The organism is Nostoc sp. NZL, from assembly GCF_015714705.1.
Lineage (GTDB): Bacteria > Cyanobacteriota > Cyanobacteriia > Cyanobacteriales > Nostocaceae > Nostoc > Nostoc foliaceum_A.
This window is the reverse complement of the sequence record NZ_WBKL01000056.1, coordinates 1-15,732: the sequence shown is the minus strand read 5'-3', so window position 1 is coordinate 15,732 and position 15,732 is coordinate 1. Positions and strand designations below refer to the sequence as shown.

At 41.6% G+C, this 15,732-nt stretch carries 16 protein-coding genes and 1 pseudogene; 10 read left to right on the top strand and 7 right to left on the bottom strand.

The window, feature by feature from the left end; all coding sequences use genetic code 11:
* Window positions 1–38: 38 nt before the first annotated feature.
* Window positions 39–1,550, bottom strand: coding sequence for a threonine ammonia-lyase, biosynthetic (gene ilvA, locus F8R90_RS07930; RefSeq protein ID WP_196510296.1), 1,512 nt, complete (start codon window positions 1,548–1,550; stop codon window positions 39–41).
* Between the two features lie 398 nt (window positions 1,551–1,948).
* Here ilvA and F8R90_RS07925 point away from each other — a divergent pair, with 398 nt between their 5' ends.
* The 4 genes and pseudogenes from F8R90_RS07925 (at window position 1,949) to F8R90_RS07910 (ending at window position 4,539) form a co-directional block, all read left to right on the top strand.
* A complete protein-coding gene (locus tag F8R90_RS07925) occupies window positions 1,949–2,251 on the top strand; it encodes an RNA recognition motif domain-containing protein (RefSeq protein WP_190899630.1) in 303 nt (100 codons plus the stop codon).
* 342 nt (window positions 2,252–2,593) lie between these two features.
* A pseudogene (gene rpsU / locus F8R90_RS07920) lies at window positions 2,594–2,725 on the top strand (30S ribosomal protein S21); the annotation flags it as partial.
* A 55-nt stretch (window positions 2,726–2,780) separates the two neighbouring features.
* Complete coding sequence (locus tag F8R90_RS07915) at window positions 2,781–3,284, top strand: hypothetical protein (RefSeq protein ID WP_196510295.1); 504 nt, start codon at window positions 2,781–2,783, stop codon at window positions 3,282–3,284.
* Between the two features lie 247 nt (window positions 3,285–3,531).
* Window positions 3,532–4,539 (top strand): aldo/keto reductase, encoded by a 1,008-nt coding sequence (locus tag F8R90_RS07910; protein WP_196510294.1) that lies wholly within the window; start codon window positions 3,532–3,534, stop codon window positions 4,537–4,539.
* A gap of 682 nt (window positions 4,540–5,221) precedes the next feature.
* Here F8R90_RS07910 and F8R90_RS07905 read toward each other — a convergent pair.
* The 4 genes from F8R90_RS07905 to F8R90_RS07890 all read right to left on the bottom strand — a co-directional run bounded on the left by F8R90_RS07905 (window position 5,222) and on the right by F8R90_RS07890 (window position 8,250).
* On the bottom strand, window positions 5,222–5,917 hold the full coding sequence (locus F8R90_RS07905; RefSeq protein WP_196510293.1) for a pentapeptide repeat-containing protein: 696 nt from the start codon (window positions 5,915–5,917) through the stop codon (window positions 5,222–5,224).
* A 282-nt stretch (window positions 5,918–6,199) separates the two neighbouring features.
* Window positions 6,200–6,382, bottom strand: a complete 183-nt coding sequence (locus tag F8R90_RS07900; protein ID WP_190899622.1) for a hypothetical protein — start codon at window positions 6,380–6,382, stop codon at window positions 6,200–6,202.
* Window positions 6,383–7,036: 654 nt separating this feature from the next.
* Window positions 7,037–7,897 (bottom strand): alpha/beta hydrolase, encoded by an 861-nt coding sequence (locus F8R90_RS07895; RefSeq protein WP_196510292.1) that lies wholly within the window; start codon window positions 7,895–7,897, stop codon window positions 7,037–7,039.
* Between the two features lie 86 nt (window positions 7,898–7,983).
* On the bottom strand, window positions 7,984–8,250 hold the full coding sequence (locus F8R90_RS07890) for a Precorrin-3B methylase (protein ID WP_196510291.1): 267 nt from the start codon (window positions 8,248–8,250) through the stop codon (window positions 7,984–7,986).
* 203 nt (window positions 8,251–8,453) lie between these two features.
* Here F8R90_RS07890 and F8R90_RS07885 point away from each other — a divergent pair, with 203 nt between their 5' ends.
* The 4 genes from F8R90_RS07885 (at window position 8,454) to F8R90_RS07870 (ending at window position 12,765) form a co-directional block, all read left to right on the top strand.
* The gene (locus F8R90_RS07885; RefSeq protein ID WP_196510290.1) at window positions 8,454–9,323 is read left to right on the top strand and encodes an inositol monophosphatase family protein; all 870 of its coding nucleotides are present in this window, start codon (window positions 8,454–8,456) and stop codon (window positions 9,321–9,323) included.
* Window positions 9,324–9,367: 44 nt separating this feature from the next.
* Entirely contained in the window at window positions 9,368–10,348 is a 981-nt protein-coding gene (locus tag F8R90_RS07880) for a 2-dehydropantoate 2-reductase (RefSeq protein ID WP_196510289.1), read from the top strand.
* 205 nt (window positions 10,349–10,553) lie between these two features.
* On the top strand, window positions 10,554–12,038 hold the full coding sequence (locus F8R90_RS07875; RefSeq protein ID WP_196510288.1) for an ABC transporter permease subunit: 1,485 nt from the start codon (window positions 10,554–10,556) through the stop codon (window positions 12,036–12,038).
* Window positions 12,031–12,765 (top strand): amino acid ABC transporter ATP-binding protein, encoded by a 735-nt coding sequence (locus F8R90_RS07870; RefSeq protein ID WP_331000623.1) that lies wholly within the window; start codon window positions 12,031–12,033, stop codon window positions 12,763–12,765. The genes F8R90_RS07875 and F8R90_RS07870 overlap by 8 nt, the downstream gene beginning before the upstream one ends.
* Here F8R90_RS07870 and F8R90_RS07865 read toward each other — a convergent pair.
* Window positions 12,762–13,250: an NUDIX hydrolase gene (locus F8R90_RS07865; protein WP_196510287.1), complete on the bottom strand. Its 489-nt coding sequence runs from the start codon at window positions 13,248–13,250 to the stop codon at window positions 12,762–12,764. The two genes, F8R90_RS07870 and F8R90_RS07865, sit on opposite strands and share 4 nt — an antisense overlap.
* Before the next feature lie 108 nt (window positions 13,251–13,358).
* Between F8R90_RS07865 and F8R90_RS07860 the strand changes: the two genes are divergently transcribed.
* Entirely contained in the window at window positions 13,359–13,937 is a 579-nt protein-coding gene (locus F8R90_RS07860; RefSeq protein WP_230966190.1) for an NADPH-dependent FMN reductase, read from the top strand.
* 161 nt (window positions 13,938–14,098) lie between these two features.
* On the opposite strand, the gene speB is transcribed toward F8R90_RS07860, so the two are convergent.
* Window positions 14,099–15,145, bottom strand: a complete 1,047-nt coding sequence (gene speB, locus F8R90_RS07855; protein ID WP_196510285.1) for an agmatinase SpeB — start codon at window positions 15,143–15,145, stop codon at window positions 14,099–14,101.
* Between the two features lie 175 nt (window positions 15,146–15,320).
* On the opposite strand from speB, the gene F8R90_RS07850 reads away from it, so the two are divergent.
* Window positions 15,321–15,707, top strand: coding sequence for a four helix bundle protein (locus tag F8R90_RS07850; protein ID WP_196510284.1), 387 nt, complete (start codon window positions 15,321–15,323; stop codon window positions 15,705–15,707).
* Window positions 15,708–15,732 lie beyond the last annotated feature (25 nt).

The window sequence follows — 15,732 nt, the reverse complement described above, 5'->3', positions numbered from 1 at the left end:
CCCCCTGCCCCCTGCTCCCCAGCTTCTTCTCCACTCCCCTATCCCAAAAACAGCTTGTATGCCGGATTCTTGTTTTCATCCCAATAGCGATAGCCCAGGTTATCGAGAAAAGCTTGCCACTCTTCCATCTCATGGGGGGGAACCTGGATACCAACAACGATTCGACCGTAGTCAGCCCCATTGTTGCGGTAGTGAAAAAGACTAATATTCCAGTCGGGACTCATGGAAGTAACAAACTTCATCAATGCGCCGGGACGTTCGGGAAACTCAAAACGGTAAAGCAATTCATTGTGAGCCAGGGGAGAGTGCCCACCCACCATGTGGCGCAGATGTAATTTAGTTAGTTCGTCATCCGTTAAATCAAGAGTTTCAAATCCTTGAGCTTCAAAGTTTTCTACCATCTTGGCAGCATCAGCACGATTTTGAATTTGCACACCGACAAAAATATGGGCTGTTTTTTGATCAGCAATGCGATAATTAAACTCAGTAAGATTACGTTTGCCAATACATTCACAAAACTGGCGAATACTTCCCCGTTCCTCAGGAATTGTGACTGCAAAGATCGCTTCGCGGCGTTCGCCCAACTCTGCCCGTTCTGCCACAAAGCGGAGGCGATCAAAATTCATGTTTGCACCGCAGGCTACAGCAATTAAGGTTTGTCCCTCGATTTGTTCTCGTTCTGTATAGGCTTTGGCAGCTGCGATCGCTAATGCACCAGCTGGTTCTAGAATGGATCGCGTATCCTCAAATACGTCTTTAATCGCAGCACAAGTATCGTCTGTATCCACCAAAATAATTTCATCTACATACTGCTGACATAAACGGAAGGTTTCTTCACCTACTTCCCGCACCGCCACACCATCAGCAAATAAGCCCACTTGGGACAAGCGCACCCGATGTCCGGCTTTTAGCGATTGAGACATAGCATCAGCATCTACTGGTTCAACACCAATAATCTTGATTTCGGGACGCAACCGTTTTACATATGCACCAATCCCAGAAATTAATCCGCCTCCTCCAATCGCTACAAAAATTGCATGGATGGGTTGCTGATATTGTCGTAAAATTTCCATCCCAATTGTTCCCTGTCCAGCAATTACATGGGGATCATCAAAGGGATGAATAAAGGTCAATCCTTTTTCTACTTCTAATTTACGGGCATAGCTATAAGCATCGTCGTAGGTATTTCCATGTAACACGACTGCTCCGCCCCTCATTCTAACCGCATCCACCTTGACTTGGGGCGTAGTTATTGGCATAACGATAATCGCTTTGGTTCCCAAGCGATTGGCTGCAAGGGCGACCCCCTGAGCATGGTTACCCGCAGACGCTGCAATTACACCCTGCGCTAATATATCTGGTGGCAGTTGCACCATCTTGTTATAAGCACCCCGCAGTTTAAAGGAAAATACTGACTGCATATCCTCACGTTTCAGCAGGAGTTGATTATTTAGCCGCGCAGACAAATTTGGGGCATACTCCAGTGGTGTTTCCTGGGCAACATCGTACACACGGGCAGTGAGAATTTGGATAAGGTAGTCGCAAAACATGGGCGTCAAGGTGTTAGCAAATGCCGGATGGAAATTAATTTTACGTTACAAGCGATCGCACTGGTTTTATTTAGTTAGACTTCCTCGAAATTTTGAGTGAATAAAATTTAAAAAATACTAATACTATTTGAAGAGAAAGAAGTTCAGTAATTGATTTTTTTAGTGACCTCAAATTCAGTGCGATCGCTGATAGATTGATTTTAAAAGAGTTTCGCCAACTGTCCAAGTATTTAGATCAACAGATAGGTATAGTGTTGCTTATGAACATAACTTCTCAATTTATGTTAAGGTATTTATGGAAGATTAAATTCGGCTGTGCAGTTTGTTTTTATATATACTTGTATTACAGACCTCTCCGGATCTAAATCTCTACACCCCCTGATTCTGGAGACATTCTTATGTCAATTTACGTCGGTAACCTATCTTATGAGGTTAAAGAAGATGACCTCCGGCACGTCTTTGCAGAATATGGAACGGTAAAAAATGTTCAATTGCCTATCGACCGAGAAACAGGTCGGATGAGAGGCTTCGGCTTTGTAGAAATGGAATCAGACGCACAAGAAACAGCAGCGATTGAGGCCCTTGATACTGCTGAGTGGATGGGTAGGAGCTTAAAAGTCAATAAAGCCAAACCCAAAACAGACGGAGGTTCCTCTGGCGGTAGACGAGGTGGTGATGGTGGTTCCTCTCGCCGCTATTAAGGTTTAAAACTAATAATTTAACTCTACAGTCTTGAGGGCAGACAAGGCGTCTGCCTTTTTTTGTGCTTTGGTTGACTGGAGCAATTACCACAACCCAACCACAAACTAAGTCAATTTAGTAGAAATTATAATATGACGCAAATAATACTAGGCAAAAATGAAGGGATTGAATCGGACTTACGTTGATAAGAGGCAGGGGGCAAGGGAAAAGGTACAAACCAAGCCGAATTGTGGGCAAAAGCCCCCTTGCTCCTTTTCTCACGCAGGTTGAGAGCAACACCCGCAAATGGCGTGGTTTTTCTCCCCTGCTCCCTGCTCCCTGCTCCCCTGCTTTTTTCACTTAAGCGAGAAGTATCCAACACGGGGGTTTTTCCAGATATCAGAAAGCACCGACACTTTGAAACGCCTCTGCAAAAGCTCAAAAGCAAAGCAATTGCTAAGGATAAACAGCGTAAGAGAAGTTTCCACAATTGATAATCTCTATCTCTTATGAAGCCATGCGCTCATTTTTGTAACAGGTGTAGTAACCATGAACCCAGAAGCTAAACATATTGTTAGCGAACTAAGGCGTGAGTTCTACTCTAACTTTGCTGCTGCTATGAATATGCCAGTGCTGATAACTGGTACATCTTATAGTAGTAATTCACCGATCGCATCTTGGATGGATCATAGGCAGAGACTGAATTATGTAAATGTATATGCTTATACAGCACCTGATGAATTTGTCCCATTCCGCCCATTTATTCTTCGACTGGCTATTAACAAGAGCGCTGGTAGAGTCACGACGTACAGAAAAGGACAAGTCTGCCAAGGTCTTAATTTGGTGTGGGACTTTGAATTAACTGTATTACCAAAAGAAATCTTAGACTTTCTTCCCTGGATAGTTAATTTAGTTGAAGCTCATGATAAAGGTTCGCCCTTATTGCTAAAATCACCACCTCATTCATTTGAATTAGAAGTACCAGAGGCTGGGTTATTTAATAATGCATGGACTCAGAAAGCTTGGCTCCTTGCAAATTCGACAATATCCTAATGGTTGGTGCTAATCGCTCTTTTAACAACCGACTAAAAATATATGTGCTTGGGCTAAGTTTGCCCAATAAGAAAGTAGTGAGCCTACTTTGGGGAACCTCCCAAACCTTTGTAAATTTTTAAAACAAAATAGGTAACGTTGCACTATTGCTACAATGTTCTCCTCATTTGCTTAGTAATCATGCTACTCGCGCGTTAATGCCTACTATATGCCTGATAATTAATAAGGCAATTTACAGAGAGCAAAGATGCAGACTCTCCAAAAACTCTCCCTCCCAAGCATGGGCTGCGGGACTTGGGCCTGGGGCAACCAACTGCTTTGGGGATATAACGAAAGTATGGATGACCAGTTGCAAGCGGTGTTTAACCTTTGTGTAAGCAACGGTGTGACTTTATTTGATACAGGTGATTCTTACGGAACAGGGAGATTGAATGGACGAAGTGAGCTACTCTTGGGACGATTCAGCCGAGAATATGTAGGTTCAGGCAAAGACAATATTTGTATTGCTACTAAGCTTGCTGCTTACCCGTGGAGATGGACACGTCATTCAATGGTAAGGGCTTGCAAGTCATCTGCCCAACGCCTGGGAAGAAACGTAGATTTGGTACAGATGCACTGGTCGACAGCAAACTATGCTCCTTGGCAAGAGGGAGGGCTGTTAGATGGTCTTGCCGATCTTTATGAGCAAGGACTAGTTAAGGGAGTAGGACTATCTAATTTTGGGCCTCAGCGCCTTAAGCAAGTGCAGAAAAAGTTTGCTGAACGAGGCGTTCCTATTACTACTCTGCAAGTTCAATACTCTCTGTTGTCTACATATCCTGTCACCCAACTAAAGCTCAAAGACCTTTGTGATGAGTTGGGAATTAAATTGATTGCCTACAGCCCTCTGGCTTTGGGGCTACTGACAGGAAAATACTCTGAGCAAGGCCCTTTGCCCAAAGGCATCCGAGGTCTGCTGTTTAGGCAGATATTGCCAGGAATGGGTAGAAGTGGAGCGGCTTCTGCTGGCGGATCACTTTTGGCAACTTTGCAAGAGGTGGCACAGTCCAGAAACAAAACTATGTCACAGGTAGCAATTAATTGGTGCATCTGTAAAGGAACCATTCCCATCCCTGGAGCAAAGAGCGTGGAACAAGCAAGGGAGAATATTGGTGCATTGGGTTGGCAATTAAATGCCAGTGAGATTGCAGAGTTGGATAAGGCGGCGGCGAATGTAGGCAAAAAAATGGTACAGAATATCTTTCAAACTAAGTAAAATTTCAATGTTACTAAATTTGAATATGAATCATTGCAAAAATCTGGTTTAAATCTAAGAAGGAAAATACTTGGATTTTACACAGATTCAGACATAAATCTCTTAATTATGTCTGATTAATTAGTAATATAACTTAGTCTTTTTCGATTGAAATAAAGTGCTATTTTAGCGAGTGTATTGTCAAAAATAGCTTTTATAGCGGTTCTTGCATGGGTAACAGAAAAAAGAATTAACCACAGATGAACATAGATAATCGTAAGGGCACGGCAATGTCTTGCCCCTAAACGTGTACATCATTTAAATGAGAATCGCTATATCTCAACTATATTCGTAATTAAAATTTCGTAAAAACTATTTTTAGATAATATTTTAAAAAGACTTAAATCAAGGAGTTATGTCCTAATATTTGTTCTGAGGAGCTTGATTTTTAAAGTTTTCTAAGAAAGAATGAATATTGAGTCTAACATCTTGTAGACACTCTTGGTGACAACTTAACCTTATCCAATGTCCATAGTCCGCGAAAGCGGACTTTTTTTATGCAGCTTCAAGTTTTAACCGATTGTTAAGTAAATAGGCATACATAAAAAACGCTTTGTAGTAAGCACTTTAGTGGAGAAAATCTTTAGTGAAGCCTACAGCTGACGGGTACACCTAACCTAATTCTAATCACCTCTAGGTCTGCTTATTGTCTAGCAAAAGCCAAGTCACTTTCAATTAATTTGGCACCTGTTAAGTTAGCCCCACTCAAATTGCAGAAGTGAAAATTTGCCCCTCTGAGGTCTGCTAGTGATAAATTAACTCCTGTTAAATCTGCATCAGTGAGGTTAACTTCACTTAAGTTAGCGCTACTTAGGTTAGCCCCACTTAGGTTAGCTAGTTGCAGGTTAGCCTTGGTTAGGTTTGCCCTCATTAGGTATGTCTTACTCAGGTCGGCTCCACTTAAATTAGCTTCACTTAGGTCTGCTGCCGTTAAATCAGCTTTACTGAGATTGGCTTGGCTTAGGTCTGCCCAACTCAACTTTGCATAACTTAGGTTAATTTCACTCAGTTTTGCTGATGCAAGTATTGCACACCTGAAATTAGCATTAATAAAATTTCTTTCTCCCATTGCATAACGGCGTAAAACTTCATCAGTTGTTACTCTGTTTAGAACGGCTTTTGATGCGCCTTGATAACACCATGTAGCTTCTAATAGTTTGGTAGCAGTGTTAACAGCTATCTCATCACATTTAGCGATTATTACCCCATTGCAGCCATCCCATTGACCGTTAAGCATAAGGGCAATCTCACTAGCAGCAGCAATTGAGTCAAATAGTAGAATAGATTCTTCATGCCGTTTTAACCAGCTATTCCAAACAATCGAGATAATATTTTTCATTTCTATTAAGTGTTGGCGCGTTAAGTGACGATTACGGCTCTAACTTCAAGATATTATTAAACTCTGCTTACCTATCTCTGCCTTGAATTATTTATTCAAGGTTATTTCCACCAGCTACCAGCGCAAAAGACTGGGCTTTCTTTTTCAAGACTAACTCTTTTGTGCGCCAGTTAATGACAGGGCGCTGTACAAAGACCTACAACACTGATGCAGTCAATTTACAGCACCCAGTCACAAAGAAGTTACAATCGGCTTAAGTACAAAGTCTGCAAGAACTAAATCCTAAGCGGCTGAGTCTGAGCGTTCTATTTGCTGCCGAATGGTCTCAATAGAAGCATTAATGCCAGCTAATTTAGACTCTAAATCATCTCGCATCCAAATCAAGAATTTTAATTTCCGCTCTAAGCTAGCTTTGTGCGAAATGGGTTCGCTTCCATAACAGGCATTACCCCAAAAAGGAAACATAGTTTACCTCTGTATTTAGCTTTTGTAACAGTGCAATATATTGCACCACTACACTACATTATGGCTAATCACAATCAGACTGGTGTGTGTAACAACCGATCTAAATTGTACGTGCTTAACGAACTTTGCTAAAAGTTATCTATTGAACTAGCAGAGTTTCCTATACTGCCTTCGATTCTTTCGATTCGCCCTTCAGAAAAATTTGCAGGAATGGTGGCACTTCATCTGAAGACAAAAAGATTCTGCCAATTTGGCATTACAAGTCTCTGTTTTGCAGTTTAAATAAGATATCAAGAGAACGGGACAGCCCAAAGGTTACACGAGGACTGGTTTACCCTATGCCTCAGTACCTCCACAAACCGCCAGTTGTTGACCCAACGCTGTAGAATATCTTCTCAGGCAACTTACAGCGCTCGGTCATCGCTTCGTTACAACTGGCTAGTAATTTACTAGAAAACACATAGCAATTGATAAATCTATTTAGTAGTTAGATTTGGCAGATATCCTTGCTGTCATCTTTTCTCTCTTCTCTACGAGACGCTACGCGAACGCTTAAATGAAGAGGATGAAGGGCGATGATCTTTTTACATACTGAGCTTATGAAATTATACTCAATCTTATAAGGAAGAAAAGCTTAAGTGAACTGTATTGGATTTAAGAGGGTTGAAGCAGACTAGTATAATGGGGTAATTGCTGATTTGCCTTTACAAGCTTAGTAAACTCTTGCAAAGTTTTCTGATACTTTTCTTCAGCTACCCAAAATAAATCATTATGATTTGCCTCTTCAACCCACAAAGAAAGTTTTGGCGATATTGCAGCATTGAACAGCTTTTCTCCATGAGCAAAAGGAATAATCTCATCTGCTTTTCCATGAATCACCAAGATTGGGCATTTTACTTTTTTGATATTCTCCAGATTAGGAAATTTATCAAAAGGTAAAATCCGAAATGGTACGATTACTTGAAAAGCGGAAATAAACGAACTTTCAATAATTAAACCAGCTACTGGTTTCTGCATTGCTAAGTTTACCGCAGAACCACCGCCAACCGAACGCCCCAAAACTATAATTTTTTCAGGTAATATTTTTAAATTTTGGGTCAAATAATTGTAAGCGCTATTGATATCTTCATATGCGTGAGTTTCTGTTGGCTTTCCTTGACTCGTACCATAACCACGATAATCATAAGCAAAGACACTAAAACCCCAGGCGTGTAATTTTTCTAATATCTGTTTTATATCTCCTAAATCTTCGGAATTACCATGAGAATAAAGAATAGTATAATTAGCTTTATTGTTCAACAAGTATGTAGCTGAGATATTCGTATTTTCCCCACTTTTTAACTTGATAATTCCAGGATTATCTTGATAACTAGAAGGTTGAGACAGAAAAATCATGCTATCTGCCCTAAGATATACATATCCGCTAAAAAATATATAAATAAATATTAAAGATTGAAGCAATCTTTGCCAAGTAAAATCACCAATTAGCAATTTTATAAGTTGCTGTTTCTCCATTATATTTTATTTTTAGGTTAAAGCTTTATTAATAATGAAGATATCAGTCGTCAGAATTTAGTTACTTATTCTATACGACTAAAGGACTATTTTGATTTACGTGCCGATTTGGGCGGTGTTCGGTGTGCGCCAAAATACTTCTCACTGCGATAGCGTAGCCATACCCGCAACACTTGCGGAATCTGCTCTTTTTGTTCCTTGCTCAGTGTATTATAAAGGGCTAATGCGCGATCGCGCTCACCCCTGCAAGCAGCGTTGTTATGAGCATCCCAATAGCTGCGGGCTACCCGAATCCGCCGACAGACTTCCTTTATTAGCGCTTCTGTTGTGAGTGGAGCGTCCTGCTTTGCCATAATCAGATGCAATAAATTTCTAATGCCATCGTAGTACCCTCTGATAAAAGTTGCGATGTTTTATAGTCTCTTTAAGACACAAAGATTAGAGTAATATAGCAGCGGTGGTATCATTGCATCAAAATGATACCGTAATTTTGTCTAGATTATAGAATGCTATCGCCCTGGCAACGGTAGATTATTTCTTAAAGGAGTTTGCTGCAATGTCCACAACACCAACGACTCGACTAATTTTGGAGACTTTGCTCCCCCATCTCAAAGTAGCAGCAGCCTATGCCCATTTTCTTCAACCCAAAATTGCTGCACTTCCCCCCAAAGAACAAGGAAAAAACTTTTTTACTGCCGCGCTTACTGATGCGGATTTGGCTATTCAAAATCTGATAGAAGTTGTACTACTGTCCACTTTTCCAGAGATTCGCTTTTTTGGGGAAGAGTATGAAAGTTCTAACAATACTAAGTATTTTCGCGCTACCGAACTCGGTTTAGATGGTGATTATTTAGTCACACTCGACCCAATTGATGGCACGAAGTTTTACATTGATGGACATTCTAATTACCAAATTATTCTCAGTATTCTAAATTCGGATGACTTTGAAGCAGTAGTCGCTATTTCTCCTGCCCAAAATGTTTATTTTTACGCTGTTCGAGGCGAAGGTGCTTTTAAAGGAACGCTGGAGATGAGCTTAGAAGCCTGTGCCCCGTTACAGATAACATCTCCCAAACCTTCTATTTTGTTGGGATGGGGAATGAATTCTGTTGCACATTTACTAAAAGATCGATATAAAGTAATCGATATAGCCACTGATTACTCTAGTGATATTCAAATTCCCAATCTCAATGGTATTCTTAGTGGCGACTTGAGTGGAGCAGTGACCAAATCGGGCAAATTTATTGATAGTGCTGCACTTGCTTTTATTGCGAAAGAGGCTGGCTGGATTGTAACTACCTTGGATGGTTCGACTTTACCGCCACTGCATACTTGTCAAAACTATAGCCTGCCTGGATTGATAGTAGCTGCCTCACAATCTGTTCATCAAGACCTACTGAAAGCGATGCAAAGCGTAGCTGTTTGAGGGTAAATAACTAGTTAATTATTTGCTAACTATCCCTAAACAAAATGAAAATCTGTATTGTTGGCGCGGGTGCGATTGGTGGATATTTAGGGGCAAAACTGGCACTAGCAGGTGAAGCCGTAACGCTAATCGCGCGTGGTTCTCATTTGGAGGCGATTCAAAAAAATGGGTTGAAGTTGCTCATGGCAGACGGTTCTAGCCAAATTGCTATGCCGTCTCTGGCGACTAATGATATCCAGTCAGCAGGGCGACAAGATGTAGTCATTTTAACTGTTAAAGCTCACAGTGTGCCTGCGATCGCACCTTTTCTCCCTGCACTTTACGATTCTCACACGATGGTGGTAACAGCCCAAAATGGCGTTCCTTGGTGGTACTTCCGCAAGTATGGCGGTGAGTATGAAAGGACGCGGATTCAATCTGTTGACCCAGATGGGATTATTGAAGCTAATATCGGTGCTGATCGTGCCATCGGTTGTGTTGTTTACCCGGCAACTGAGATCATTGAACCAGGTGTGATTAAGCATATTGAAGGCGATCGCTTTACTCTCGGTGAAATCGATGGTGCTAAAACAGAACGTATCCAATTATTGGCACAGGCTTTAAAACAGGCAGGATTTAAAGCACCAATTCGCAATCAAATTCGCACGGAAATTTGGATCAAATTGTGGGGAAATGTGGCGTTTAATCCCATCAGTGCCCTGACTGGCGCGACTTTAGAGGATATTTGTCGGTATCCCCTCACCCGTGAACTAGCACGGCAAATGATGACAGAAACCCAAGCGATCGCCCAAAAGTTAGGTACTAAGTTTGGTATTACTTTGGAACAGCGAATTAATGGGGCAGAAAATGTTGGTGCCCATAAAACCTCGATGTTACAAGATATTGAAACCGGACGCTCCACGGAGATAGATGCTATTGTTGGCGCGGTGGCAGAATTGGGAAAACTCACTCAAATTCCGACACCTTATATTGATGCTATTTATGCCAGCGTTAAGCTGCTGGAGGCGACCAAAGTCAGAATTTGACAGTCCTTAATTTTTTATAAGATTAGGCAGATATATTACCTGATAAGTCAGAAATTTATTTGTCTCCATAACTAAAGTCAGGGACTTGTACCTTTAATTACGAATTACGAATTACGAATTAGTAATTAGTTAGTCACAGGTATTATCTGCTCGATTGATGTGACAGTTTTAGGTGCGGAGTGTAAATTATATAATTATCAAGTTTATGAAGAAAAAGAAAGTATGGTTACTAACAATACTAGTTGTAGCATTAGTAGCCAGCATCATCGGACATAGTAATTCTCTAAAAGCTGTCTCATCTTTAGGTAAAGACACGCTGACGATGATTACTTCTCCAGATTATCCTCCTTATGAGTTTTATGATACTAAAGGAGGTGATCGCCAAATCGTTGGCTTTGATATAGATATTGCTAAGACCCTTGCTGAAAAACTAGGGTTTAAACTTCAGATAATGGAATCTGATTTTAATGGATTAATTCCTGCACTCCAAGCAAATCGCGCTGATTTTGTAATGGCTGGGATGACTCCGACTCCAGAACGTCAGAAAAATATTGATTTTTCAATTATTTATTACGAAGCTAGAGATACGATTGTCGCTTCTAAGGGTAGCAACCTGAAGCAGCCCCAAGACTTATCAGGGAAGAAGGTTGGTGTACAACTAGGAACGATACAAGAACAAAATGCTCAGAAAATTGCTGAAAAAGTTGCGGGTATTCAGCTAAAGCAACTCAACAGAGTGCCGGAAGTAGTTCAAGAAATCAAATCTGGGCGAATTGATGCAGCAATTGTTGAGGATACCGTCGCTAAGGGATTTGCCCAAGCTAACCCAGATTTAGAATTTAATATTATTCCCTCAGAGGAGGCAAGTGGATCAGCGATCGCTTTTCCCAAAGGTTCTACCTTAGTAGAACCGTTTAACAAAGTCCTTCAAGAAATGAAGGACAATGGCACATTGGCTAAACTAGTAACCAAGTGGTTTTCACAAAACACTACCGCCAATCCTGCATCTTCAACTCCTGCCAAAGGCGGATTGAATCTTGATTTCACTAGAATTCTTCCTGATATTCCCTTTATTCTTCGGGGAATCCCTTTAACTTTGTTGTTTACGCTATTGTCTGTCTCCTTGGGGTTAATCTGGGGAACAATCCTCTCTCTATTAAAAATTATCGGCATCAAGCCACTTACCTGGGTTGCTAACGCCTACACCTCTGTTTTTCGAGGCACACCTTTGCTATTACAGTTGGCGTTGGTTTACTACGCAACACCCCAGCTTACAGGCTATGACATTTCCGCATTGCAAGCAGGGGTGCTGACTTTTACCCTGAATTCTGGCGCTTATATGTCGGAAACCATCAGGGGTGGAATTCAGGCGGTGGATAAAGGGCAAAGTGAAGCGGCGATGTCTATGGGTGTTCCCTATTGGTTGATGATGTGGGATGTGATTTTGCCCCAAGCATTGAAGAATATTCTCCCCGCATTGGTAAATGAAACTATCGGATTGCTCAAAGATTCTGCGCTGGTGTCAACAATTGGGGTGGTGGAAATATTACGTAGCGCCCAAATCGTTGGTGCAAATAAGTATATTTATTTTGAACCACTGCTATTTGCAGGGTTAATTTACTATGTTTTAGTAATGGGTATGACCTTGGGTGCATCCGCTTTAGAAAGGAGGTTACGGGAAAGTGAGTAATGTAATCATTCGCACGGAATTCTTATGTAAATCCTTTGGCAAACTCGACGTACTCAAAGATATTTCCACTGAGTTTTATCAGGGGGAAGTGGTTGCCATCCTAGGCCCTTCTGGTTCAGGTAAATCTACCTTTCTACGATGCATAAACTTGCTAGAACAACCCACCAGAGGAAGAATCTACTTTCACGATCAAGAAATCACCAAGCCTAAAGCAAACATCGCTAAAGTGCGTCAGCATTTGGTGATGGTATTTCAACATTTTAATTTGTTTCCCCACATGAATGTGCTGCAAAATGTCACCTACGCGCCCATAAAGGTGAAAGGAATAAACAAGCAAAAAGCAGAAGAACATGGCTTAGAATTGCTTGCTAAGGTAGGTTTAGAGCCAAAAGCTAATGTCTATCCTTCTAAACTATCCGGGGGGCAAAAACAGCGAGTAGCGATCGCTCGGGCATTAGCAATGGAACCAGAGATGATTTTGTTTGATGAACCCACCTCTGCCTTAGATCCAGAAATGGTTAAGGATGTGCTGGAAGTAATGAAAGCTTTAGCGCTATCGGGAATCACAATGGCAATTGTTACCCATGAGATGGGCTTTGCCAGAGAGGTTGCCAATCGGATTATGTTCCTCGACCAGGGAAGTTTAGCAGAAGATACTACTCCTGGCGAGTTTTTCCACAATCCTAAATGCGATCGCGCCAAGCAGTTTTTGGAAAAAATGCTTTAGAACAATTGAAATTCGCCGCTTTTCTTGTATTCTTGAAACTTTTCAAAAACAGGGCGATCGTTTGGCATTAACGTAGGTAAGTCCGCCAAATCAAAAAATTCCAGCGCCAGCGATTCTCCATCTAGGCAAGCGAGACTGCCTGACCATTCAACGGCTCGCAAAATTAAAATGAAGGTTTGGACGCGATCGCCATTGGGATAGGTTACAGTTTCAAAGGCTGGGTTGGAAGAAAAGCCCACAGGTGCAAACCGCTTAACCGTTAAACCAGTTTCTTCAAAAACCTCTCGTGCTGAACATTCTTCGGCAGATTCACCGACTTCTGGACAGCCACCAGGTAGCCCCCAAAGTTTAAAATCACTTCGCTTTTGCAACAAAACGCGCCCCAAGTTATCCTCAATAATCACACGTGCGCCAAATAATAGAAGTAGGCGATTGCCTACAACTTGTCGTAACTTGCCGAGATAAGAGTCTGACCAACTTGCCATAATCTGAGAGAAAGTTTGTAAAGAAACTCTAAAGGTAGCAAATAGCGATCGCTTGAAAACAGGATAATGCAGCTGAACTGGTCAATCCTTCAGATTCAACCTAGAACTATGGCATCTATACCCAAAATCCTCGCCTTTGCCGGCAGCACCCGGATTGATTCTTACAACAAAAAATTGGTAAAAATCGCCGCGGCTGGCGCTAAGGCAGCAGGTGCAGAAGTGACTTATATAGACCTCCGCGATTTGCCACTACCTCTGTTTGATGAAGACTTGGAAGCTCAAGAAGGACTACCTGCCAACGCCCGCACTTTTAAAGAGTTGATGATTTCTCATCAAGGATTGCTGATTGCTTCACCAGAATATAACAGTTCACTCACAGCAGTTTTGAAGAACGCCATCGACTGGGCATCCCGTCCAGCCCCAAATGAAGCACCCTTGGCTGCTTTTACAGGTAAGGTTGCTAGCATTATGAGCGCTTCCCCAGGTGCTCTTGGTGGGTTGCGGGGGTTGGTTCACCTGCGGTCTATCTTAGGAAACATCAAAGTTTTGGTACTTCCCGATCAAATAGCCGTATCTAAAGCTTACGAGGCTTTTAATGCCGACGGCACATTAAAAGATCCTAAACAGCAGGCATCTATTGAGCAGTTAGGCGATGGCTTAACAAAGATATTGCTGAAGCTCAACTAAACTCTTCAGATGTTCAGTAAATAACGAACACCTAAGGGACTTCCAACCAAAAAATATTCCATTGCTACTGTTAACAGTTGACCGTTGACGGTTCACAGTCAACAGTCAACAGTCAACGACCTCAAGCGGAATAATTTATTTTTTGGAGTTCCCTTGTCAACTCATCGGGAATTCTGCTGAGACAAATCCATCAAATTTGCCAGCTTGTAAACTACCCGCGCCCCGACATTACCATCCCACTCAGCATCACCGACTTCGCAGATATCAAAGCCAATAATTTTTCTCCCACTATTAACCAATTCCCGGAACAGACAAAAAGTTTGCTCTAATTCCAATCCACCTGGAACAGGAGTACCTGTACTCGGACAGAGTTTTGGATCTAGACCATCGACATCAAAGCTAATGTAAACATACTCAGGTAGATGACTGATAATTTCTCGGCATAAATCAAGCCAAGTTGTTCCAGAGTAAAGCTTTTGTTTAATTGCAGGGTCGTAATAAGCAATAATGCGACTATCAGATTCGTCAATCATTTGCACTTCATCATGACTAATATCACGCAAACCCACCTGTACTAGCTTGGAAATCTGCGGTATTTTCATCGCATTAAACATAATCGACGCATGAGAAAACTCAAATCCCTCGTATGCATCGCGTAAATCTGCGTGGGCATCAATGTGCAAAATGCCATAGTTGGCGTAGTTAGCCGCTAATGCTTGGAAATAACCTAAAGGCGAACTGTGATCTCCACCAATGACTGCAACTCGCTTACCCTTGTTAATTGCTTCTTGACAATTTTCAAATAGCCATTGATTAACCTGTTCGCCAGCCTGATTAATTTCTGTCAAGACAGGAGTTAAATCTGGTGTATCTGAGAGTTGTTTACCTTGGGCTAATCGCTCGATAATTTTTGCTGCCAAGGTGCGATAGTATGTGTTCTTCTCTAAAATATCTTGGGGAATTTCCACCATGAAAATTCCCTGCTTCCAACCATTAGGGTTATCAAAATCGAACAAATCCAGTTGAGTCGAAGCATCGAGAATTCGCTGTGGGCCATTAGCAGTGCCTGCGCCATAAGAAACAGTGACTTCCCACGGCACACCAAAGACAATCAAGTTTGCAGACTCGTAATCGCAGGGCAAACCTAAGAGGTTGCCATTTATTTCACCTACGCCGCTAGGATTGTAGTCTTGTAGTTGATTACTCATCGATTAACTTCTCGATTTACGTGGATAGACAGCACGCCGCCTAGTGGACATCTGCATTGTAATAAAAATTTTTCACAGGCGGTAAACTACAAGGGGGAGCAACGCGAAAATGTGAGATCATGGTGAAGAGAGCAGGGGAGGCAGGGGAAGTAGGGGAGGCAGGGGAAGTAAAACAATGAATAAAGAAGCAATCAAAGATCATAAAGATTTGGGGATTTATAAAATTGCCTTTGAAGCGGCAATGAAAATTTTTGAGCTATCAAAGAAATTCCCTGTGGAGGAGAGATATTCGTTAACTGATCAAATTCGTAGATCCTCACGTTCTGTTTGTGCTAATTTAGCTGAAGCATGGAGAAAACGGCGTTATGAAGCTGCTTTTATCGCTAAATTAAACGATTGTGAGGCTGAAGCAGCAGAAACCCAAACTTGGATTGAATTTGCTGTCAAATGCAACTACATGAATGTAGAAGTAGGACGAGAAGTTTATGCAAATTACAACCAAGTTTTATCCGGTTTGGTAAATATGATTAATAATCCATCACCTTGGTTGAGAAATCACTAATCCCCCCCCTGCATCCCCTGCATCC